The sequence below is a fragment of the Massilia haematophila genome, from assembly GCF_042647645.1.
GTDB lineage: Bacteria > Pseudomonadota > Gammaproteobacteria > Burkholderiales > Burkholderiaceae_D > Telluria > Telluria haematophila.
Genome location: NZ_JBHRVV010000001.1, coordinates 3,282,171 through 3,305,886 on the forward strand (window position 1 = coordinate 3,282,171; position 23,716 = coordinate 3,305,886).

The following is a 23,716-nucleotide window of genomic DNA, read 5'->3' on the forward strand; positions in this document are numbered from 1 at the left end:
AAAAGTAGGACTAGTCCGAAATTTCCCCATTATGTTCGCCATTTCACATAACCGAGGCTACGAGGCCGTTAGGCTTAAGCCTGTCTTCACTAAAGCAGGCATTCCTCATGAACACTGACAAGAACATCCAGCCAGAATCCGTATCCGAACTGGCGCTTTGGGGCGGACTCGAATGCACCGTCAACCGCGTGCGCGACCAGTACTTCAGCCAGATGGACCGCAACGGCCATGCCGACCGCCTGCAGGACATCGAACGCTTCGCTTCCCTCGGCATCTCGGCCATCCGCTACCCGGTGCTGTGGGAGCGCACCGCTCCTAACGGCATCGAGAGCGCGGACTGGTCCTGGTCCGACGCCCGCCTGCCCGCCCTGCAGCGGCTCGGCGTCACCCCGATCGTCGGCCTGGTGCACCACGGCAGCGGTCCCGAACACACCAGCCTGGTCGATCCAGCCTTTCCCGAAAAGCTCGCCGAGTACGCCGGCGCGGTAGCGGCACGCTACCCCTGGGCCGAGTACTACACCCCGGTCAACGAACCCCTGACCACGGCGCGTTTCTCGGGCCTGGCAGGCGTCTGGTACCCGCACGGGAAAAGTCATGAGACCTTCGTGCGTGCACTCCTGATCGAGTGCCGCGCCACCGTGCTGTCGATGCGCGCGATCCGCGCCGTCAATCCCGAGGCCAAGCTGGTCCAGACCGACGACCTGTCGAAAACCTACGGCACGCCCGAGATGCAGTGGCTGGCCGACTTCTTCAACGAGCGGCGCTGGCTGGGCTGGGACCTGCTGTGCGGCATGGTCGACCAGGAGCATGCGCTGTGGGACTACCTGCTCAAGTCCGGCGCGACGGCCGAGGAACTGCTGTGGTTCCGCGAGAACCCCTGCCCTCCCGACATCATCGGCGTCAATTACTATGCCACCAGCGAGCGCTGGCTCGACCACCGCACCGAACGCTATCCGAAGGACCGCTGCCACGAATACGACGGCGTCCCGCATGCCGACATCGAAACCCCGCGCGCGCTGGCCACGCCGACCCCGGGCATTGGCCCGCTGCTGCAGGAAACCTGGGAACGCTACGGCCTGCCGATCGCAATCACCGAGGCCCACATCGACGCCAACCGTGAAGACCAGATGCGCTGGCTGCTCGAGATCTGGAATGCGGCCAGGAAGGTCAGGGCCGGCGGCGCCGACGTACGCGCGGTCACGGTCTGGGCCCTGCTCGGCTCCTACGACTGGAACTGCCTGGTGACCGAATGCCGCGGCTACTACGAGCCGGGCCCGTTCGATGTGCGCGGCCCCGAACCGCGGCCGACCGCAGTGGCGACCCTGATGCGCGAACTGGCCTCGGGCCGTCCCTTGACCAACCCGGTGCTGCAGGGCCAGGGCTGGTGGCGCCGCCCGGGCCGCTTCCTGTGCAAGCCGGTCGCCACCCGCACGGCAGTCGCCGACATCGCGGTGCGCAACCAGTTCAAGTCGCAGCACGTGCAGCCGATTCTAATCACCGGCGCCACCGGCACCCTGGGCTCGGCCTTCGCCCGCATCTGCGAAAAGCGCAACCTGGCCTGCCACGTGCTGACGCGCCAGGAGATGGACATCACCGATCCGGCCTCGGTCGAGGCGGCGATCCAGCGCTTCAAGCCCTGGGCCATCATCAACGCCGGCGGCTATGTGCACGTCGACGAAGCCGAGACCGACAGCGAAGGCTGCATGCTGGCCAATACCCACGGTCCGACGGTGCTGGCCCTGGCCTGCATCCGCCATGCGATCCGCTTCATGACCTTCTCGAGCGACCTGGTGTTCGACGGCGGCAAGGACACGCCCTACGTCGAATCCGACCCGGTCGCGCCGCTGGGCGTCTACGGGCGCAGCAAGGCCGAAGCCGAGCGCCGCGTGCTGGAAGCGGACCCGCAGGCGCTGGTGATCCGCACCAGCTCCTTCTTCGGCCCCTGGGACCGCCATAACTTCGTCACCCAGGCGCTGGACACGCTGCGCCGCGGCCAGCGCTTCACCGCCTCGAGCGATCTGGTGGTGTCGCCGACCTACGTCCCCGACCTGGTCAACGCCAGCCTCGACCTGCTGATCGACCGCGAACGCGGCATCTGGCACCTGAGCAACGGCGAAGCGGTAACCTGGGCCGAGCTGGCGCGCAAGGCCTGCGAGATCGCCGGCGTCGACGCCAGCCGCCTGGTCGAGCGCCCGGCGACCGACCTCGGCTACGTGGCCGTGCGTCCGGGCTACTCGGCGCTGGGCAGCGAACGCGGCCTGCTGCTGCCCTCGCTCGACGACGCCCTGGCGCGCTACATCAAGGCACTCGAGGAGCACGCCAGCGACGACGGCGAGCTGGCCGGCGAAGCCGCGCACTACGCCAGCTGAGGCGCCGTGGTTTGACCTTTCACCGCCGCCCGCCGCGACAGCGCCGGGCGGCGGTTTGCCTTTGGTTACCTGGCAGCCAAGCATCCTGGCGGCCTGCACGCCGCCCGGCCGATCAGGTAACATTCTGCCTGTGCCGGTTCGCCCGGTCCTTCAGTACGGCATCACTACAGGCTTACCTTGAAAATATTAGTCATCAGTCTTCCCAAGAGCACCGAGCGGCGCGCCCGCGCGGCGCAGAAACTCGGCGAGCGCCAGCTTCCGTTCGAGTTCATCGACGCCGTCGACGGCCGGGTCGACAAGCATCCCTACCTCCAGCACTACGACGAAGCCAGTTTCCTGGTGCACCGCCGCCGCCGCGCCGCGCCGGGCGAACTGGGCTGCTACGTCAGCCACCTGCTGGCGTGGGAACGCTGCATCGCCCTGGGCGAACCGGTGGTGGTGCTGGAAGACGACTTCGAGCTCACGCCCGACTTCGAGGGCGGGGTGGCGTATGTCGGGCAGTTCGCCGATAAGGTATCCTTCGTGCGCCTGGAGCCGCTGGAAAAGCACACGGTGCTCACGTCCAGCAAGGGCTCGCGCTTCAGCCTGGTCAAGCAGCTCGACGTCGGCATGTGCATGACCGGCTACGTGATCACGCCGCATGGCGCGAAACGGCTGCTGGAACACGCACGCACGATCCGCGCGCCGATCGACCTGTTCCTGAAATACACCTTCGACCACGGCGAGCTGATTCACGCGGTGGTGCCGCATGGCGTGTATCCGACCCATGCCGATTCGGTGATCGGGATCGAGGTGCGCAACCAGAGGGAGAAGGGGTTCCTGCTGGGGCTGAAGCGGTTTGCGTATAAAACGTTTTATCGCTTCGCGAATTTGTTGACGAATCTGGCGAACGGGTTGCGGCGGTTCTAATCACGCTGCAGGACTTCTGGCTTCACGCGTGGGCACGGGGCGCCCACCCTACGTAATCAAGGCCGCTGGCCGTTGCGCTCGTAGGGTGGGCGCCCCGTGCCCACGCGGTGATCGTTGACAGGTAATTCATCGAGCACGAAACCGGAGCCGATAACGATCACCGCGTGGGCACAGCGTGCCCACCCTACGAGATCGGTAGCCGTCAGGCGTTGGTCGCCGCCGCGAACTGCAGGCGGTACAAATTCGCATACATCCCATTTGCCGCCAGCAGCGTCTCGTGCGTGCCCTGCTCGACGATGCGGCCCGCTTCCATGACGACGATGCGGTCGGCCCGTTCGATGGTCGACAGGCGGTGCGCGATCACCAGGGTGGTGCGGCCGGCCATCAGGGTGTCGAGCGCGGCCTGCACCGCGCGCTCGGATTCGTTGTCGAGCGCGGAGGTCGCCTCGTCCAGGATCAGCACCGGCGCATCCTTGTAGATCGCGCGCGCGATCGCCACGCGCTGGCGCTGGCCGCCCGACAGGCGCATGCCGTTCTCGCCGATCTTCGTCTCGACGCCTTCCGGCAGCTTGGCCACGACATCCGTCAGGTGCGCGGCCTTGACCGCAGCCGCCAGGCGTTCGTAGTCGATCTGCTCGGCCCCGTAGGCGATGTTGGCCGCCAGCGTGTCGTCGAACAGCACCACGTTCTGGCTCACCATCGCCAGTTGCTGGCGCAGGCTGGCCATGGTCAATTCTTCATACGGAATGCCGTCGAGCAGGATGCGTCCCGCCTGGGGGTCGTAGAAGCGCGTCACCAGGTTCACGAAGGTCGACTTGCCGCCGCCCGAGACGCCCACCAGGGCCACGGTCTGGCCCGGCTGCACGTCGAGCGTAATGTCGGTCAGGGCCGGCGCCTGCGCTCCCGGATAGGTGAAGCCGACGTGCTCGAACCGCAGGTGGCCCTGGGCGCGCTCGATCGTACGGGTGCCCGGGTCGTGCTCGACCGGCGCGTCGATGATCGAGAACACGGTTTCGGCGGCGGCGATCCCGCGCTGCATCGGGCCGTTCACTTCGGCCAGGGATTTCAGCGGCGTGAGCAGCATCAGCATCATGGTGGTGAAGTTGGTGAATTCGCCGACCGTCATGTCGGACTGGATCGCCATCACGATCACCACCGACACCGCGACCGCGGTGGCCACCTGGGTGATCGGGGTGGTGGCGGCAAAGGCGACCGTCATGCGTTGCGAGAAGCCGCGCATGGCTTCGCTGCGGCGCTCGAAGCGGCGCCGCTCGTAGCTTTCGCCGGCGAACACGCGGATCACCTGGTGGCCGCGGGTGGCTTCCTCGACCACCTGGGTCATCTCGGCGGTGACGCGCTGATTCTCGCGGTTCAGGCGGCGCAGGCGGCCGGTGGTGGTGCGCACGATCACGGCGGTGAGCGGCACCACCACCATCGCGATCAGGGTCAGGCGCCAGTTCAGGTAGAGCAGCGCACCGAGCAGGCCGAGCACCACCAGCACGTCGCGCACGTAGGCGACGAAGACCGAATTGATCATGTCGACCACCTGGCGCACGTCGCCGATCACGGTGTTGATGATCTTGCCGGTCGACTCTTCGTGGAAGCGCGCCACCGGCAGGCGCAGCACGCGCGAGAAGGCCATGCGGCGCAGGTCGTTGAGCACGCGGCTGAGGACCCAGTTGTTCAGGTAGGCGGTCGAGAAGGTAAACACCCCGCGCAGCGCAAAGATCGAAATCAGGATCCCAGGCACCAGCCATAAACTGAACTCGACCTTGTTCGGTCCGAACCCCTTGTCGAGCAGCAGTTCGAGCGCCTTGGCCAGCAGCGGCTGGGTGGCGGCGGTGCCGGCCATCGCGAACAGCGCCAGGAAGGCGCGCGAGCGATACGGCTTGATGATCGCCAGCAGGCGTTTGACGATGGTGCTAGTTTCCAAATTCTTCTTTCTCGTTCAGGCAAAAGCCCATGAGAATGAATATCATGAGCGCGTAAAACAGGCAGGACTTGCCCGAATAGAACATCATCTCGGTCAGGCCGAAGCCGAAGTAGCCGAGCGCGACCAGCATGCCGGCCAGCGCGGAGGCGCTCGGCGGCTGCCCGCGCGCGACGGCCAGCCTGGCGTGGCGCGCGAAAAACGCGAACGGCGCCACCAGGATGCCGACCAGGGCCAGAAGGCCGAGCGCGCCGCCGCTGGCAAGTGCCTGCAGGGCGTCATTATGCAGGTGCTGGGGCGCCAGCGCCACGTCCGACAGGGTGCCGTCCTGCACCCAGCGTACCACTTTCTCGTGCGCGACGGCCGGGTCCTGCCCCACCAGCGGCTGCTCGGCGATCAGCATGCCGGCCGCCTTCCACAGTTCGAGGCGGATGCCGACGTTGGTGAATTTATCGACGCCGCTGTGCCACTTGCGCACGTCGTCGATCCCCTGCTGCACGCGCAGCTGCATCTCGGTGGCCGGCACGAAATAGAGCACGGCCGCCAGCGCCACGCCGGCGCCGAGCAGGAGCCGCACGTTGCGGCTGCGCGCCAGGTGACCGTAACGCATGCACAGGAGGGCTCCCAGCACCAGCCCGATCCAGCCGCCGCGGGTACCGGTCATCACAAGCGCCAGGATGCCGGCCAGGCCGCCCACCAGCGGCCACAGAACCGAACGCCCGGCGCGCCGGAATTCGAGCGCCGCCACCAGCGCCACCATGCTCAGGACCAGGGCGATGTCGCCGAAGGTAATCGCATTCATGAAGCCGCCCGGGCGCTCCATCTCCAGCACGACGCGCTGGTGGCCGATGAAGAACATGGCGCCGATGGCGCCCGCGATCGCGCCCCACCACAGCGCCTGGCGCGGCGGCCGCGCAAGCAGCACCGCCATCGTGGCGGTGACGGCGCAGAACATGCGCAGCGGCTTTTCCAGCGTGTTCAGGGGCTGCTCGGGGCGGAACAGGAAGTAGGCCAGCACCAGGACAAAATTGAACAGGAAGGCCAGCAGCACCCAGCGTACGTCGTGCCAGTGGCGTGCCAGCGCGGCGCGGCCGGCGCCGAACTTCCACAGCGCCGTCAGCAGGAACAGGAAACTGGCGAGCCCGATCCCGACGTGGGTGGTGAGGATAAGCGACGGCACCATGAAGACAAGGGCGCCAGTCCATACCCGCAACGGGGCCGTCGTTTTCAACAACGAATTGTCCATCAGCTCATATGTATGTATGCTTGCTGGAACAGCAAGAGGGTTGATCCGGACGCCGTACAGCCGGCGCCGTGCACCGGAGGGCGCAGTGGACACATTCGAGGCAGAACGACAACTTTTTTCAACCCATTATCGCTGATGGCGGCTGGACTGCCAACACGCGCGCCAGCTGGCCCCCTCGTAGCAAAGCAAAGAAAGGCAAGGCAGTTCCATGAACACGGCACCGACGCTTTCCATCCTCGTGCCGGCATACAATGCCGAGCGCCATATCGAGGCCTGCCTGCGTTCCATCCTCGGACAGATGGACGCGCGGCATGCCCTGGTCGTCCTCGACGACGGCTCGCGCGACGGCACCGGCGCCGTGGTCGAACGCCTGCGCGCGGCGCATCCCGAGGCGGCTTTCACGCTGCTCCGCCAGGAGAACGCCGGCATTGCACGCACCCGCAACCGGCTGCTCGATGCCGCCACCGGCGAGTACGTCCTGTTCGTCGATGCCGACGACTTGTTGCTGCCCGGCGCCCTCGCGGCGCTCGACGAGATCATCGCCCGCGAGCGCCCCGACGCCATCGCCTGCGACTTTAACGACTGGCACCCGCACGACATGCGGCGCACCCGCCGCGTCTCGCTCGGCTATCCGGCAGGCGCCCGGATCAGCGACCGCGAGGCGATCCTGCGCACCTTCTTCGCCGACCGCCATTCCTATGTGTGGGCCAACGTGCTGCGGCGCGAGATCTATGCGCGCCAGCCGGCGCCGCTGTTCCCGCCCGGGCGCGACTTCGAGGACGTGACCGTACTGGCCCAATTGCTGGCCGATTGTACAAGCCTGGTGCGCCTGGCGCAGCCGACCATCGACTACCGCCAGCACCCGGGTACGCTGAAACGCGGGCTGTCGCGCAAGTGGTGCCTCGACTTCGCCCAGGCGGTGCTGCACATCCGCGAGCATTTTGCGCAACTGCCGTTCAGCGACGCGCTGCGCCTCCATATCGACGCCGCCGCGATCCACTTCTACATCGTGATCCTCAAACGCACCTATGAGCTGCCGCTGCGCGAAGGCCGGGACGCCCGCGCCGAGCTCGAAGTCCTGCTGCGGAAAAGCCTGTTCCACGAGCTCGGCACGGTACTGGCGGCGATGGAAGCGGGCACGCTGGAAAGCGCCGACCGGCCCGCCGACCGCAAGGCCGCCGCGCAAATGCGCAAGCTCCTGGCCGGCAATCTCGCTTTCGTCCTGGCCAAGCTGGTAGCCCGCAGGCTGAAGGTGTGGCAGCGCGCGGCTGCGGCGTGAAGCCCCGTAGGGTGGGCGGCTCCACCCGGGGGCGTGAGCAGCCCGCGCCTTGCATGCCGCCCACGCGTTCAACGATCCCGTGAAACCTCGCGTCTGCTCGCCTGTGCTTTGAACGCGTGGGCGGCATCCGGGTCGCGGGCAGCACAAACACCCGGGTGCAGCCGCCCACCCTAGGTCTTAATACTCGACCGCCACGTCCTTCGCGCCCAGGTTCAGCTCGAGCGCGTGCTTGAGCGCGTCGGACGGCGCCACGCGCCATTCGTCGCCCAGCTGCAGCGTGCACTCGACGCCTTGCGGCTTCACGCGCAGGCTGACCGGCAGGCCGTCCGGGTTGCGGTAGGGCGCCAGCACCTCGGCCATCTTGGCCGGGCTGATCGTGCACTCGATGTCCATCTCCAGCTTGTGGCCGTAGTGGACGCGGGCGGCGGCGATGTCGAACACCTTCTCGGCCGTGATGCGCAGGCCGCCGTTGAAGCGGTCTTCCGACACCTTGCCCACCACCAGCAGGAATTCGTCTTCCTTGAAGACGTTCTTGTGCTGCTCCAGCAGCTCGTTATAGATGGTGACCTCGACCACGCCGGTCTTGTCGTCCAGCGCCACGATCAGGAGCTTGCCGCGCTGAGTCATCTGGGTGCGTACGCCCGTGATCACGCCGCACAGCATGCGCGGCTCGCGCGACGGCTCGAGGTCCTTCAGCTTGGTCTTGGCGAAGCGCCGCACTTCCTGGGCATACGAGTCGAACATGTGGCCCGACAGGTAGTAGCCGAGCGCGATCTTTTCCTCGGATAACTTCTGCCGGTCGGTCCAGGGCGTGGCCTTGACGTAGTCGGGCGGCGCGATCAGGTCGGAATCGTCGCCGCCGAACAGGCTGACCTGGTTGGCGGCCGCTGCCGCCTGGCCGGCCGCTTCCATGGCAAAGGCGACCGAGGCCAGCAGCACGGCACGGTCGACCCCGAATGCATCCATCGCGCCGGCGCGGATCAGCGACTCGATGGTGCGGCGGTTGATCTGCTTCTTGTCCACGCGCTTGCAGAAGTCGAACAGGTCCTTGAACTTGCCGCCCTCTTCGCGCGCCGCGATGATCGCCTCGATCGCGCCCTGGCCGGCGCCCTTCACGCCGCCCAGGCCGTAGCGGATGTTCGACACCTGCTTGCCCGTCACCGACGGCGGCGGGCCTTCCGGCGTGAAGCGGAACTGCGATTCGTTCACGTCCGGCGGCAGGATGGTCAGCTTGCAGACGTCGATCGCGTCTTCGACCAGGATCTTGATCTTGTCCGTGTCTTCCATCGCCAGCGACATGTTGGCTGCCATGAACGCGGCGGTATGGTGGACCTTCAGGTAGGCCGTGTGATAGGACAGCAGCGCATACGCGGCCGCGTGCGACTTGTTGAAGCCGTAGCCCGCGAACTTCTCCATCAAGTCGAAGATCTCGTCGGCCTTTTCCTGGCTCAAGCCGTCCTTGGCGGCGCCGGCGCGGAAGATCGCGCGGTGCTCGGCCATCTCCTCGGCCTTCTTCTTGCCCATCGCGCGGCGCAGCATGTCCGCGCCGCCCAGCGAATAGCCGCCGACGATCTGCGCCATCTGCATGACCTGCTCCTGGTAGACCATGATGCCGTAGGTCTCGGACAGGATCGACTCGGTGCGCGGATCGGGGTAGTCGAACTTCTCGCCGTGCTTGCGCTTGCAGAAGTCGGGAATCAGGTCCATCGGGCCCGGACGGTACAGCGCAACCAGCGCGATGATGTCCTCGAAGCGGTCGGGGCGCGCGTCCTTCAGCATGCCCTGCATGCCGCGCGATTCGAGCTGGAAGATGGCGACGGTCTTCGCCTCGGTCAGCAGTTTATAAGACGGGCGGTCGTTCAGCGGCAGCTTGGCCAGGTCGAAGTCGGCCATCGCCGGATCGAGCGCCTTGATGTAGTTGACGGCGCGGTCGAGGATGGTCAGCGTGGTCAGGCCCAGGAAGTCGAACTTCACCAGGCCGACGGCCTCCACGTCGTCCTTGTCGTACTGCGAGACCACGCCGGCGTCGCCGCCCTGGGTGTAGAGCGGGCAGAAGTCGGTGAGCTTGCCGGGCGCGATCAGGACGCCGCCGGCGTGCATGCCGATGCCGCGGGTGATGCCCTCGACCTGCTGCGCGAGGTCGAGCAGCTGCTTGACCTCTTCCTCGTTCTCGAGGCGCTCCTTGAGCAGCGGTTCCTCTTCGATCGCCTCGGCGATCGAGACGGGTTTGCCTGGCTTGAACGGAATCAGTTTCGAGATGCCGTCGCAGAAGTTGTAGCCGAAGTCGAGCACGCGGCCGACGTCGCGGATCGCGCCCTTTGCCGCCATGGTGCCGAAGGTGGCGATCTGCGAGACTGCATCACGTCCGTACAAATCTTTCACGTGCTGGATGACGAGTTCGCGCTTTTCCTGGCAGAAGTCGATGTCGAAGTCGGGCATCGAGACGCGTTCCGGGTTCAGGAAACGCTCGAACAGCAGGTTGTACTTCAGCGGATCGAGGTCGGTAATCTTGAGCGCATACGCGACCAGCGAGCCCGCACCCGAGCCGCGGCCCGGGCCGATCGGCACGCCGTTGTTCTTGCCCCACTGGATGAACTCCGCAACGATCAGGAAGTAGCCCGGGAACTTCATCTTGATGATGGTCTGGTTCTCGAACTCCAGGCGCGCATCGTAGCGCGGGCGCTCCTTCTCGCGCACTTCCGGATCGGGGAAGAGCTGCAGCAGGCGCTCTTCCAGGCCCTTCTTGGTTTCGGCGACCAGGAAGTCGTCGATGGTCATGCCCGGCGGCGTCGGGAAGTCCGGCAGCTGCGGCTTGCCCAGCGTGAGCGTGACGTTGCAGCGCTTGGCGATCTCGACCGAATTGGCGAGTGCCCCCGGCAGGTCCTTGAACAATTCGGCCATCTCGGCCTGCGACTTGAAGCACATCTCCTCGTTAAAGCGGCGCACGCGCTTGGCGTTGGCCAGCATCTCGCCTTCGGCGATACAGGTGCGCGCCTCGTGGGCGATGAATTCGTCCTTCTTGAGGAACTGCACCGGGTGGGTCGCCACCACCGGCAGCCCCATGCGCGAGGCCAGCGCCACCGAATGGCGCACCTGCTGCTCCTGGTTGGCCTGGCCGGCGCGCTGGATCTCGATGTAGAAGTGGCCCGGGAAGATGCGCGCCCAGCGCTCGGCGGCCTTCTCGGCTTTCGCCAGGTCGCCGTTCTCGATGGCCTGGCCGACGTCGCCGAAGTGCGCACCCGAGAGCACGATCAGGGCGTTGGCCTGGTCGACGTCGGGCTCGAGCGTGGAGACGCTCGCCGCCAAAGCCTCAAGCCATTCGACGCGGATCTCGGCGCGGCCCTTGTACTGGTTGGTGAGCCAGGCCTTCGACAGCAGCTCGCACAGCTGCAGGTAGCCGGTGTGGTTCTTCGCCAGGATCAAGAGGCGGTGCGGCTTGTCGCGGTTGTCGTCGTTGGTGATCCAGGCGTCGACGCCGACGATGGGCTTGATCCCCTTCCCGCGCGCCGCCTTGTAGAAGCGCACCATGCAGAACATGTTGGCCAGGTCGGTGACGGCCAGCGCCGGCTGCTGGTCCTTGGCGGCGGCGCCCACCAGTTCGTCGATGCGCACGAGGCCGTCGACGATGGAGTATTCGGAGTGGACGCGAAGGTGGGTGAAGATCGGGGAAGTCATCCCGTCATTTTAACCCGGCAGGCCGCCGCCGGTCAGCCGCCGGTCGCGCCCGCGCACACAGTTGCAAGGAGACAACAAGCTGGCTGGCGCCGGCGCCATCTTATAATACTGTCCACTTGCGATCCGGCCGGCCTGGCCCCGTTTTCAACAAGATGACCTGTATCCGCCCTTCCCCGTCCGTGCCACCCTGCACTGCGCCGCTGACCCGCGCCGCTGACCAATGAACCCGGCCCCGACCACCCTGCTCGACCTGCTGGCGGCAGCACCCGTGGCCGGCGCCGCCACGGCCGCAGCCCCCGCCCTGGCCGTCCTGCCGCCCGCACAGCCGCAGGTGACGCAAGCGGCCCAGGCTGCCCGGCCGCGCCGCCTGGGCCGCCTCCTTGCGGCGCCGCTGCTGCCGGCGGCGCGCCTGGTGCTGCGCCATCCGCGCGTGCGCCAGCTCGCGCTGCGCATCTTGAAACGCTCCCCGGCCCTGTATGCACGCGCCTACCGGATGATGATGGGCGCCGGCGGCGGCGGTGCGGCGGCGCCGGCGCAGGCCGGGCCCGATCACGTGGACGCGCTGTCGCCGCGCGCGAACGCGGTCCTGCGCGCCCTGCGCACCTTGCGGGATGCGCCCCCCGCCGCTGTCTCTGCCCCCGCCCCTGCCCGGCCACGCCTGGCCTTCGTCTCCCCGCTGCCGCCCGAACGCACCGGCGTGGCGACCTACGCGACCGAACTGCTGATGGAGCTGGCGGCGCATTTCGAGATCGAGCTGGTGGCCGCGCAGCCCGAGGTCAGCCTGCCGCCGGCGCTTGCCGGCCTGCCGCTGCGCACCGCCGCCTGGTTCCTCGAGCACGGAGAAGGCTACGACCAGGTACTCTACCAGTTCGGCAACAGCCCCTTCCACAGCCACATGGTGCCGCTGCTGGCGCGCCATCCGGGCGTGGTGGTGCTGCACGACTTCTTCCTCGGCGGGATGCTGGCGCATGCGCAGATGAGCGGCGCCGCCCCGGGCGCCTGGCAGGGCGCGCTGTTCCACTCGCACGGCTACCTTGCGGTGCGCGCCAGCGAAAGCGCCGCCGGACGCGCCCAGGCGCACAAGGCCTGGCCCGCCAGCCTGCCGGTGCTGGAAGGAGCGACGCGGGTGATCGTCCATTCGCGCCACGCGCGCCGGCTCGCCGCCGACTGGTTCGGCCCGGCCGCCACCGGCAACATCGACGTCATTCCCCATCCGCGCACCCCGCCGGCCGCCATCGACCGCGCCAGCGCGCGCGCCGCGCTCGGCATCGCCGAGGACTGCTTCCTGGTCTGCAGTTTCGGCTTCGTCGCGCCGAATAAACTGACCCACGAGCTGCTGCGCGCATGGATCGGGTCGGCGCTGCATGGGGACCGCCGGTGCGCGCTGGTGCTGGCCGGCGCCAACCACGACAGCCCCTATGGCGTGGAAGTCGAGGCCCTGATCCGCGCCGCGGGTCCGAACGCGAACATCCGCATCGCCGGCTGGCTCGACGACAGCGCCTATCGGCAGTATCTGCAGGCGGCCGACGTCGGCGTGCAGCTGCGCACCAACGCACACGGCGAAAGCTCGGGCGCGGTCCTCGACTGCATGAACTACGGCCTGCCCACCATCGTCAACGCCAACGGCTCGATGGCCGAATTCCCCGACGACGCGGTCTGGCGCCTGCCGGACGCCTTCGACATCGCCGAACTGGGCGGCGCGCTCGAAGCCCTGCGCGCCGATCCCCCGCGGCGCCGCACGCTCGGCACGCGGGCGGTGGCCCTGCTCGATGCCCATTTCCGCCCGGCCGCCTGCGCACGCCAATACCTGGCCACGCTGGCGCAGGCGCGCGCCGACACGGCGGCCCGGCACGCGGCCTGGCGCAGCGCCTTGGAACAGGCAGCGCCTGCGGACGAGGATGAGTTGCGGCGCCTGGCGGCCAGGCTGGCCGAGGAAGGCGGCGCCACGCGGCGCCAGCTGCTGGTCGACGTCAGCGGCTGGGCCCGGCCCGGCAGCACGCCCGATCCGCTGGCGGCGGCCCAGCTGGAAGAACTGCTCGCGCAGGCGGGGCCGGACCTGCGCGTCGAGCCGGTGTACCTCGATACCGGCACCGCCCCGCCGTGCTGGCGCCAGGCGCGCAACGCGACCGGCCGCCTGCTCGGCCTGGGCTGGCCGGAACAGGCGCAGCCGGTGGTCGACGTCCATCCGGGCGATGTCTTTTACGCACCGGACGCCGCCGCGCCGGCCGTCGCCCGGGCGCTCGATGCCGGCCTGCTGGCCGCCTGGCGCGCGCGCGGCGTCGGCGTGGCATTGCTGGTGCGCGATCCGGACGACGCGGCAAGCCTGCGCGCCGCCGCCTGCGCCGATCGCCTGCTGTGCGCCTCGGAGGCGCTTGCGCAACAGATGAGGAAGCGAATCGCCTCCGCTGCCACCAAGGCGGCGCCCCAGGCGATTCGGCACGGTTCCGACGGCTTATAATAGCGGTTGACCAGAATTGAGTTTCTTAGCAATCATGCAAACCACCAACACCCAGACGACCGCCGCCGGCGTGCACGCCACCACTGGCCGCTACGTCAACATCGCCGCCTATAAGTTCATCACCTTCGACAACACCGAGGAGATGCGCCCGCAGTTCCAGGCCCTGTGCGCGGAACGCAACCTGAAGGGCACGATCCTGCTGACGCCGGAAGGCATCAACATGTTCCTGTCCGGCCTGCCGGCCGACATCGACGCTTACCTGGCCTGGCTGCGCCAGGACCCGCGCTTCGCCGACATCGAAGTCAAGTACAGCTATTCCGACGAGCAGTCGCACAAGCGCATGCTGGTGAAGATCAAGCAGGAAATCATCACCATGCGCATGCCGCTCATCAAGCCGGAGCTGGGCCGCGCGCCATCGGTGGACGCGACCACGCTCAAGCGCTGGCTCGACCAGGGCGTCGACGACAACGGCAAGCCGGTCGTGATGGTCGACACCCGCAACGACTTCGAGGTCGACGTCGGCACGTTCGACAACACGGTCGACTACCGCATCGCCAAGTTCACCGAGTTCCCGGAAGTGATCGCGGCGCACAAGGACGACTTCGCCGGCAAGACCGTGGTCACCTTCTGCACCGGCGGCATCCGCTGCGAAAAGGCGGCGATCCACATGCAGAACATCGGCTACGACAACGTCTACCAGCTCGAGGGCGGCATCCTGAAGTACTTCGAGGACGTCGGCGGCGCCCACTACACCGGCGACTGCTTCGTGTTCGACTACCGTACCGCGCTCAACCCGAAACTCGAGCCGACCGAGACCGTGCAGTGCTTCGCCTGCCGCGCCGTGGTCACGCCGCGCCAGCAGCTCTCGCCGCAGTACGTGTACGGCGTGTCGTGCCCGCATTGCGCGGACAAGCAGGCGGCCGCCTGACGATGGCGCGCGGCGCTTCCCTGGTGCGCGGGCTTGTCAAGAAGGCCGCGCTGCGCGCTGTCGCCTTTATCGTGGCGCGTCCGCGCCTGGACGAGTTCCTGCGGCGCCAGATCTACCGCTTCCCCGGGCTTGCCGGACGCGTGCGCGCAGCGGTGGCGCATTCGCGCCGCGCCGACTGGCAAAGCCTGCCGCCCGTGCTCGCCGACGAGGCCGAGCTGACCGACAGTGCGCGCCAGGTGCTGCAGGACCTGCGCCGCGCCATCGACCGTACCCGCACACCGTAAGACTCCCGATGCGCATCATTCTCGACCTGCAGGCATGCCAGGCTTCCAGCATGCACCGCGGCATAGGCCGTTATTCGATGGCGCTGGCCCTGGCCATGGCGCGCAATCCGGGCGGGCACGACCTGCGCATCGTCCTGAACCAGGCCTATCCCGACAGTGCCGAGGCGCTGCGCCAGGCCTTTGGCCAGCTGCTGCCGCAGTCGCACATCACCAGCTTCGCCACGCCGCTGCCGCTCAGCGAAGTCGACCCGCGCAATGCCTGGCGCGTGCGCGCGGCCGAACGGATCCGCGAGCACTACCTGGCCAGCCTGCGCCCCGACATCGTCCACGTCGCCAGCCTGTTCGAGGGCCGGAGCGACGACTCGGTGGCATCGGCGCCGCACGGCACGAGATGCGGCAAGACCGCCGTGACGCACTACGACCTGATCCCGCTGATGCGCAAGGAGCGCTACCTGGGCGACCCGAACGTCGCGGCCTGGTATTACCGCAAGATCGAGAGCCTGAAACGGGCCGACCTGCTGCTGGCGATCTCGGGTTCGGCGCGCCAGGAAGCGATCGAACTGCTGCAGCTTCCTTCCGACAGCGTGGTCAACATCTCGTCCGCGGTCGATCCCATGTTCCGTCCGGTCGAGCTCGCGCCCGGCGCGCGCACCGAACTCCTGCATCGCTACGGCCTGACCCGCCGCTTCATCATGTACACCGGCGGCATCGACTACCGCAAGAACATCGAGGGTCTGCTCGAGGCCTACGCCATGCTGCCGCCCGCGCTGCGCCACGCGCACCAGCTCGCCGTCGTCTGCAACGTCCAGGATGCGGACCGCCAGCGCCTGCAGCGCCTGGCCGCGAAGCTGGGCCTGGCCGGCGACGACTTGGTGCTGACCGGCTTCGTACCCGACGACGACCTAATCGCCTTGTATAACTGCACGGCGCTGTTCGTCTTCCCTTCGCTCCACGAAGGCTTCGGCCTGCCGGCGCTCGAGGCGATGGCCTGCGGCGCGCCGGTGATCGGCTCGGACACGAGCAGCATTCCTGAAGTGATCGGACGCGCCGACGCACTGTTCGACCCAGCAAGTAGCGCGGCGATCTGCGCCGCCATGGCGGCGGTGCTGGACGATCCTGGGCGCGAGACCGAATTGCGCGCGCATGGCCTGGTCCAGGCGACCCGTTTTTCGTGGGATGCCAGCGCGCGGCGTGCCTTCGAGGCCTTCGACGCGTTGCACGACCGGCAGGCCCGCAACGCGCCGCTGCCCGGCGCAGCGCGCAAGCCGCGCCTGGCCTACGTCTCGCCCCTGCCGCCGGCGCGTTCCGGGATTGCCGATTACAGCGCCGACCTGCTGCCGGAACTAGCGCGCCATTACGACATCGAGCTAGTACTGGCTCAGGACGGCGCCGGCGCCCTGCCCTACCCGCAACGCTCCGTCGACTGGTTCGACCAACACGCCCATGCCTTCGAGCGCATCGTCTACCAGTTCGGCAATTCGGCGTTCCATGCCCATATGTTCGACCTGCTCGAGCGCCATCCGGGAGTGGTCGTCCTGCATGACTTTTTCCTGAGCGGCGTCGTCAGCCATGCCGAATCCGAGCACCCGCTGCCGAACCATTACTGCCGGACGCTCTACCTGGCGCACGGCTGGCAGGCGCTGGCCGAAGAAAAGGAAGCGGGCCGCGCCGCTTCCTGCCTTGCCTATCCCTGCAACAAAGCGGTGCTCGACCGCGCCACCGGCGTCATCGTCCATTCGCGGCACGCCGCCGACCTGGCGCGCTGCTGGTACGGCGCGGACTACGCCGCGCGCCTGCAAGTGCTACCGCTGTTGCGCCGTACGCCTGGCGCGGACGGCCGCAGTGCTGCACGACATGCGCTCGGGTACGCCGACGAGGAGTTCGTTCTGTGCTCGTTCGGCATCCTGTCCGCGCCCAAGTGCAACGAGCGCATCGTCGAAGCCTGGCTTGCCAGCGACCTGGCGCAGGATCCGCGCTGCCGCCTGGTGTTTGTCGGCGAAACCGCACCCGGCCGCTTCGGCATCGCGCTGCGCGACCGTATCGCGGCCCACCCGCGCATCAGCATCACCGGCCATGTCGACGAGGCCCGCTACCGCGCCCACCTCGCCGCGGCCGACGCCGCCGTGCAGTTGCGCGCGAACTCGCGCGGCGAAACCTCGGCCGGCGTGCTCGACTGCCTCGCTTTTGGCCTGGCGACGATCGTGAACGCCCATGGCTCGGCCGCCGAGGTGCCCGACGCCACTTGCCTGCGCCTGGCCGACACATTCGGCGACGCCGAGCTGCGCGCCGCCATCGAGACACTGCGCACCGATCCGGCCCTGCGCGCGCGCCTTGGCGCCGCGGCCGCCGCCTTCATGGCGGCGATCCATGCGCCGGCGCAGGTCGGCATGCTGTACCGCGAGACGATCGAGGCCTTTGCGCGCGACAGCGACGCCAGCGCCGAACAGGGCCTGATTGCCGCCCTGGCCGATGGCCTGCCCAAGGCCGACCTGTTGCAGACGGCTGCCGCCATCGCGGCAAACCGGCCGCGGCACGGTGCGCGCCAGCTGCTGGTCGACATCGCCGGCCTGGGCGACGAGGTAGGCGCATCCGGCCGCGCTTTCCTGCGCGCGCTGATCGCCCGACCGCCGGCAGGCTGGCGCATCGAACCGGTACAGCGCGATGGCGCCATCTACCGCTATGCACGCGGCTTTACGCTCGCCCTGATCGGCCGCGCCGACCTGCAGCTCGAGGATGCCGTAGCAGAGGCCGGCAACGGCGACGTGCTGCTGGCCAGTACGGAAACGGGCAACCGGCCCGGGGCCTGGCGTGCAAGAGGCGTGACGGCGCTGCGCATCGACCCGCACGAAGGGCTGGAACAGGTGGAGACGCGCTTGCGTCAGGCTGCCGCTGCGGGCCGCCTGGTCTTGCCTGTTCTATAATGCGAGCCTGACCGACGCACCGAACCGTACATGCTCTTTGCTGCAAGCCCCCACTCCACTGCCCCACGCGCCGGCGCCGACCTGCCGCCGGCGCCCACCCCCAGCGCTCTGTTCTCCGTATTCGGTTCCGAGCCCGGGTTCTATCTCGAAGCAGCGGCGCCAGGCGCCCAGCCGTCACGCCTGGCGCGCGAGTTCGCCGATGCCGGATGGCGCGGCATGCAGTTGGCGGTAAGCGGCGACGGCACGCAGGAATGCCTCGGCCGCCTGCTGGCAACGGCGGGCGCGCCCGGGGCGCAGTGGCTGCTTGTGCGCGGCAGCGCCGCGCTGCGCGCGCTCGCCGGCTGGCAGGGCGACGGCTGCCGTCCGCCGGCGCTGCTGGTCGAGTCAGGCCAGGCTGCCTTGCCCGCGTCGGATGCAGGCTGGCGCGCAGCGCTGGCCGGGGCCGGCTACCGCTTCGTGCTCAGCGCCGACGGACTGCATTACTTCGTCAGCGGCGACCAGCCGGCGCTGATGCAGCAGGTAGCGGAGGCGGCCAGCCTTGCCTGGCAAGCGCACCTGCAGGAGGGACGCAAGCTGCTCGCGCAAGCACTGCGCGAGACCGAACAGGCGCGCGGCGCCCTCCGAGTGGCGCAGTCGGACGGTCTGGCCGCCACCGTGCGCGCCACCATGCAACAGCAGCAGATCGACGCCATCCTGGCCAGCAGCTCCTGGAGACTCACGAAACCGCTGCGCTGGGCCATGCGGCTGCGGCGCGCTCCCGGCCCTGCCTTGCGACAGCTGCGCAGTGTCGTGCGCCGGCTGCCCCAGGCCCTGCTGAGACGCCTGGCCGCCAGGCTTGAGAGCATCCCGGTCCTGGGCCGCTGCGCTGCCTGGCTGGGGCAGCGTTTGCCGGCGCCGGCCGCGGCTGCGAGCGCGCCAGGCCTGCTGCCGCTGACCGTCGATCCCGACAACATCGTCGGACCGCAGTTCAAGAGCCTGCTGCTCGAGGAACTGGACGCCACTTCGCCAAGGACTTCCGATTGCGACTGATTTTCGACCTGTTTCCCTGCCAGACCGATTCGCGCCTACGCGGCATCGGCCGCTACACCCTGTCGCTGGCCCAGGCCATGGCAGCCGAACGCGGCGCGCATGAACTGCGCCTGCTGGCTAACGGCCTGTATCCGGACACCGCGGCCAGCCTGCGCCATGCTTTCGGTGGGCTGGCGCCGCCCGGCGCCTACTCGTGCTATACCCACCCGCCGCTGAGCGCCGCAGGCGTGGACGAAACGCGCGACGAACAGATTGCCTCCGCGCTGATCCATGCAGCCTACCAGTCCGTGCGCGCCGATGCGGTATTGTGCGCCAGCCCCTTCGAGGGCTGGTGCGAGCGCGGCATGGCGGCCCAGCCCGACGGGCTCCTGCCGCAGCGCCTGCGCGTCGCCGTGCTGTACGACCTGATACCCCTGCTGTTTCCCGAGCAGCACCTCGCCCCGTCGCCGGCCTACGCAGCCTGGTACCGGCGGCGCCTGGACAATCTCCAGCAGGCCGACCTGCTGCTGGCGATCTCGGAAGCCACCCGCGACGACGCCATCCGGCTGCTCGGCATTGCGCCGGAACGGGTAGTCAACATCGGCGCCGCCGCCGACGCCCATTTCCGCCGCCTGGAAGACCGCGAAGCGGTCGACGCCGCCGTGCGCCAGCTCGGCATTGCCCGGCCCTTCGTGCTGTACACCGGGAATGGCGACTACCGCAAGAATCTCAGCGGCATGCTGCGCGCCTATGCGCTGCTGACGCCGGCCACGCGCCGCAGCCACCAGCTGGTGGTCAACCAAGTCGGCGACCTCGAACGGTTCCGTACGCTCATGCGTGAAGCCGGACTGGACGAGGACGAGGTGGTCGTCACCGGGCGCGTCGACGAGGACACCCTGGTCTCGCTCTACAACGCCTGCACCGTCTTCGTGTTCCCTTCGCTGTACGAAGGCTTCGGCCTGCCGGTGCTGGAGGCAATGCATTGCGGCGCGCCGGTCATCGCGGCCAACAATTCCTCGATTCCGGAAGTGGTCGGCCGCGCCGACGCCCTTTTCGACTCTGCCGAGCCGGCCGCCATCGCGGCGAGCCTGGAACGCGTGCTGGGCGACCACGCCTGGCGCGCCGACCTGGCCAGCCATGGCCTGGCGCGCGCGCGCGGTTTCAGCTGGAGCGACACGGCCAGGCGCGCCTGGAGCGCGATCGCCCAGGCGTATGAAGATGCGCACGAGCAGGCCGGATCCGCCGGCCTGCGGGTGGCAGTCGTCCACGCCGCAGCGCCAGCCGGCCTTGCCGCCGCCACGCTCGATACGCTGGCGCGCCAGCTCGACCTATCCTTCGTCGACGCCGCCGAACTGGCCCAGGCGCGTCCCGCCGAGCGTACGCGCGCCGCCCTAGCGGCGCGCCTGAACGGGTTCGACGCCGTCCTATACCTGCTGGCGGCCGAGGCCATGAGCCCGGCGCTGGTGCAACTGATGCGCGCTGCGCCGGGCGTGCTGTGGCTTACCGGCGCCCCCCATGTCGCCGCGGCGCATGCACCCGACCCTGCGCTGCTGCTGCGCGACGCCGGCTTGCAGGGCTTGCATGCCTGGCTGGCGGCGGGCAAGGCGCAGCCTCCCGGCCGCAGCTTGCACGAAGCCTTGCACGGCTTGGTGCTCGACGATGCCGCCAGCGTCGCGGCGCTGCGCCAGCGCCATGGCATGGCCCTGCCGCCGCGGGCACCGGCCGAAGCCGGACCCGGCCAGCAGGCGGCGCTCCTGGCCGGCATGCTGGACGCCGCCCATCAGCACAGCCCACGGCGCGTGGCGGCATGCATTGCCGCCAATATGCAGGGTGGCCGGCCGGCCCTCGCCGCCATCGATGTCCTGGCCGCCCACGCCCAGGCCAACCTGATGAGCGGGCGCGCGCCGCGGCTGCTGATCGACGTGACCCAGCTGTCGGAGACCGATGCGCTGAGCGGCATCCAGCGCGTGGTGCGCAACGTGGCGCGCGAACTGTGCCTCCTGGAAGACGACGTACCGCCGATCGAACTGGTTCAACTGGAACATGGCGTGTTGCGCCGCGCCGGCACGGTCGCGGCGCGCCTGCTGGGCCACCCGGCGGGCGCGGTGCCCGGCGGCGCCATCGATATCCACCCCGGCGACCTGCTGTTCATGATCGATTCGTCGTGGCAGCGCTACCCCGACTTCGTCCCGGTGTTCGAGTCGGTGCGCCGCCTGGGCGGACGCATCGTTACCGTGGTGTACGACCTCATACCGCTGCGCATGCCGCAATTCTGCGGCGCTGGCCTGGTAGAGGTATTCAAGCGCTGGTTCGACCTGGCGGTACGGCACAGCGACATGCTGCTGTGCATTTCCGGTGCGGTGCGCGACGACGTCGCCGCCTACCTCGACGAACACGGCATGCATCCACCGCATTCGCTGCGCCTGGACTACTGGCGCCTCGGCGCCGACATCGTGCCGGACAGCGCCGGCCAGGCGATCCGCCCGGAAGTGGCGGCCATGGCCGCCGACAGCGCGAGTCCTCTGTTCCTGATGGTAGGCACGATCGAGCCGCGCAAGGGCCATGTCGCGGTACTCGACGCCTTCGATGCGCTGTGGAACGAGGGCAGCCAGGCGCGCCTGTGCCTGGCCGGCAAGGAAGGCTGGGAAGTTGGCACGCTGATGCAGCGCATCCGCCGCCACCCCGAACTGGGGCGGCGCCTGTTCTTCGTCGAGCGCTTTACCGATGCCGAGATCAACCTGTGCTACAGCCGCGCCCAAGCCCTGCTGGCCGCCTCGGTCGCCGAAGGCTATGGCTTGCCGATCGTCGAAGCGGCCCAGCACCAGGTCCCGGTCATCGCTTCCGACATCGCAGTGTTCCGCGAAGTAGCGGGCGCGGGCGCAGAATATTTCCCACTCGGCGACCAGGGCGCGCTGATGGCCCTGATACGGCGCTTCAGCCTGCTCCCGCTGCCCGAACGCCAGGCGATGGCGGCCCGGGTCGAGGTCCTGACCTGGCGCGACAGCGCACGCCAGGCCTGGCGCAAACTGCAACAGACCTTTTCCTGACAGAAGACCGGAGCGTTGCTGCGAGAGCAATTTCTTACAGAAAAATTATCCTTATGCGAGGTCAGCAGGTTACAATGCCTGCCTTTGATTTGTTGCTTTAATTCTTATAAATGAGTAACCGCCCTACTGCGAACGCCGTGCTGGACATTGTCGCGGCCATCCAGCGTCTTCCGCTCGTCGGCATGCTCGGGTGGCAGGACGTGCGTGCGCGCTACCGCCGCTCCGCGCTCGGGCCTTTCTGGATTACGCTCAGCATGGGCGTCATGATCGGCACCATCGGTATCGTTTTTGGCCAGATATTCCAGTCGCCGATGCAGGAATTCCTGCCCTTCCTGACCATCGGCATGATCCTCTGGACCTTTATCGCGTCGGTCATCACCGAAGGCGCAATCGGCTTCATCAGCGCCGAAGGCATCATCAAGCAACTCCCGCTGCCGCTGTTCGTGCACATCATGCGCATGATCTGGCGTAATTTCCTGATCCTGCTGCATAACCTTGTGATCTTTCCGGTCGTGCTACTGATTGTCGGCAAGCCGCTCGACTGGGCCGCCCTGCTGAGCGTCCTAGGCCTGCTGCTCGCCATTCTCAACCTCGGCTGGATGGTCTTGATCCTGGCAATTGTCTGCGCACGCTACCGCGACCTGCCGCAAATGGTGACCAGCGTACTGCAGGTGATCTTCTACCTGACCCCGGTCATGTGGATGCCGTCGCTGCTGCCCGCCCGCGCGGGAACCTTCCTGCTCGACCTGAATCCCTTTTATCACATGCTCGAGATTGCCCGCGCTCCGCTCCTTGGCCAGGTGCCGGACACGAAAAACTGGGTGGTCGCCGCCGCGATGGCCGCGCTCGGCTGGGGACTGGCTCTTCTGATCTTCGGCCGCTACAAGCGCCGTATTGCTTACTGGCTGTAAACGAACCATGGCGTCTATTCATTTCGACAACGTCGCAGTCGACTTCCCGATCTATAACGCAAGCGGGCGCTCGCTCAAGAAGCGCCTGATCTCGGTCGCTACCGGCGGCCAGCTCGGCTCCGATCCGATGGGGCGCGTCGTCGTGCGCGCACTCGAAGGCCTCAGCTTCACCCTGCGCGACGGCGACCGCGTCGGCCTGCTGGGCCACAACGGCGCCGGCAAGAGCACGCTGCTGCGCCTGCTCAGCGGCGTCTACGTGCCGTCGCAGGGGAGCGCCCGCATCGACGGCGAGATCGGTTCGCTGATCGATATTTCGCTGGGTATCGATCCGGAAGCGACGGGCCGCGAGAACATCTACCTGCGCGGCGCCCTGCTCGGCATGAACAAGGCCGAACTGGCCGAACGCATGGAAGAAATCATCGCGTTCTCCGAACTTGGCGATTTCATCGACATGCCCCTGCGTACCTACTCGACCGGCATGCACCTGCGCCTGGCCTTCGCGGTCTCGACCACGGTGCGCCCGCAGATCCTGCTGATGGACGAGTGGCTCGCAGTCGGCGACGAGAACTTCAAGCACAAGGCCGAGGAACGCATGCGCACCCTGGTCCAGTCGACCAACATCCTGGTCATCGCCAGCCACTCGCGCGACCTGATCCTGGAAACCTGCAACCGCGTGCTGTGGCTGGAACACGGCAAGATCCGCATGGATGGCCCTGCCGCCGAAGTCGCTGCCGCCTATTTCGGACACTAA

At 67.9% G+C, this 23,716-nt stretch carries 14 protein-coding genes; 11 read left to right on the forward strand and 3 right to left on the reverse strand.

Translation table 11 applies throughout. The features are described 5' to 3' along the window. The first annotated feature begins 107 nt into the window (after window positions 1-107). Complete coding sequence (locus ACFOPH_RS14575) at window positions 108-2,369, forward strand: family 1 glycosylhydrolase (protein WP_312548448.1); 2,262 nt, start codon at window positions 108-110, stop codon at window positions 2,367-2,369. Window positions 2,370-2,546: 177 nt separating this feature from the next. Next, entirely contained in the window at window positions 2,547-3,278 is a 732-nt protein-coding gene (locus ACFOPH_RS14580) for a glycosyltransferase family 25 protein (protein ID WP_312548449.1), read from the forward strand. Between the two features lie 202 nt (window positions 3,279-3,480). Here the strand turns inward: ACFOPH_RS14580 and msbA are convergent, their stop codons facing one another. Together msbA and ACFOPH_RS14590 are read right to left on the reverse strand one after the other, a co-directional pair. Next, window positions 3,481-5,211: a lipid A export permease/ATP-binding protein MsbA gene (msbA, locus tag ACFOPH_RS14585; RefSeq protein WP_312548450.1), complete on the reverse strand. Its 1,731-nt coding sequence runs from the start codon at window positions 5,209-5,211 to the stop codon at window positions 3,481-3,483. Beyond that, window positions 5,201-6,391, reverse strand: a complete 1,191-nt coding sequence (locus ACFOPH_RS14590) for an O-antigen ligase family protein (RefSeq protein ID WP_312548451.1) — start codon at window positions 6,389-6,391, stop codon at window positions 5,201-5,203. Before ACFOPH_RS14590 ends, msbA begins: the two co-directional genes overlap by 11 nt. Before the next feature lie 271 nt (window positions 6,392-6,662). Here ACFOPH_RS14590 and ACFOPH_RS14595 point away from each other — a divergent pair, with 271 nt between their 5' ends. Further along, a complete protein-coding gene (locus ACFOPH_RS14595; RefSeq protein ID WP_379736019.1) occupies window positions 6,663-7,733 on the forward strand; it encodes a glycosyltransferase family 2 protein in 1,071 nt (356 codons plus the stop codon). A 177-nt stretch (window positions 7,734-7,910) separates the two neighbouring features. Here ACFOPH_RS14595 and dnaE read toward each other — a convergent pair whose 3' ends face one another. Then, a complete protein-coding gene (gene dnaE / locus ACFOPH_RS14600; RefSeq protein WP_379736021.1) occupies window positions 7,911-11,408 on the reverse strand; it encodes a DNA polymerase III subunit alpha in 3,498 nt (1,165 codons plus the stop codon). 220 nt (window positions 11,409-11,628) lie between these two features. Here dnaE and ACFOPH_RS14605 point away from each other — a divergent pair, with 220 nt between their 5' ends. The 8 genes from ACFOPH_RS14605 to ACFOPH_RS14640 all read left to right on the forward strand — a co-directional run bounded on the left by ACFOPH_RS14605 (window position 11,629) and on the right by ACFOPH_RS14640 (window position 23,716). Next, window positions 11,629-13,866 (forward strand): glycosyltransferase family 4 protein, encoded by a 2,238-nt coding sequence (locus ACFOPH_RS14605; RefSeq protein WP_379736023.1) that lies wholly within the window; start codon window positions 11,629-11,631, stop codon window positions 13,864-13,866. Window positions 13,867-13,900: 34 nt separating this feature from the next. Then, window positions 13,901-14,794 (forward strand): sulfurtransferase, encoded by an 894-nt coding sequence (locus tag ACFOPH_RS14610; protein WP_379736025.1) that lies wholly within the window; start codon window positions 13,901-13,903, stop codon window positions 14,792-14,794. Then, a complete protein-coding gene (locus ACFOPH_RS14615) occupies window positions 14,767-15,078 on the forward strand; it encodes a hypothetical protein (protein ID WP_379736027.1) in 312 nt (103 codons plus the stop codon). The genes ACFOPH_RS14610 and ACFOPH_RS14615 overlap by 28 nt, the downstream gene beginning before the upstream one ends. A gap of 8 nt (window positions 15,079-15,086) precedes the next feature. Beyond that, complete coding sequence (locus tag ACFOPH_RS14620) at window positions 15,087-17,999, forward strand: glycosyltransferase (protein ID WP_379736029.1); 2,913 nt, start codon at window positions 15,087-15,089, stop codon at window positions 17,997-17,999. A gap of 30 nt (window positions 18,000-18,029) precedes the next feature. After that, the gene (locus tag ACFOPH_RS14625; protein ID WP_379736031.1) at window positions 18,030-19,028 is read left to right on the forward strand and encodes a hypothetical protein; all 999 of its coding nucleotides are present in this window, start codon (window positions 18,030-18,032) and stop codon (window positions 19,026-19,028) included. Then, entirely contained in the window at window positions 19,019-22,054 is a 3,036-nt protein-coding gene (locus ACFOPH_RS14630) for a glycosyltransferase family 4 protein (protein WP_379736033.1), read from the forward strand. The genes ACFOPH_RS14625 and ACFOPH_RS14630 overlap by 10 nt, the downstream gene beginning before the upstream one ends. Window positions 22,055-22,191: 137 nt before the next feature. Further along, the gene (locus ACFOPH_RS14635) at window positions 22,192-22,965 is read left to right on the forward strand and encodes an ABC transporter permease (protein ID WP_379736036.1); all 774 of its coding nucleotides are present in this window, start codon (window positions 22,192-22,194) and stop codon (window positions 22,963-22,965) included. 7 nt (window positions 22,966-22,972) lie between these two features. Further along, the gene (locus tag ACFOPH_RS14640) at window positions 22,973-23,716 is read left to right on the forward strand and encodes an ABC transporter ATP-binding protein (RefSeq protein ID WP_379736038.1); all 744 of its coding nucleotides are present in this window, start codon (window positions 22,973-22,975) and stop codon (window positions 23,714-23,716) included.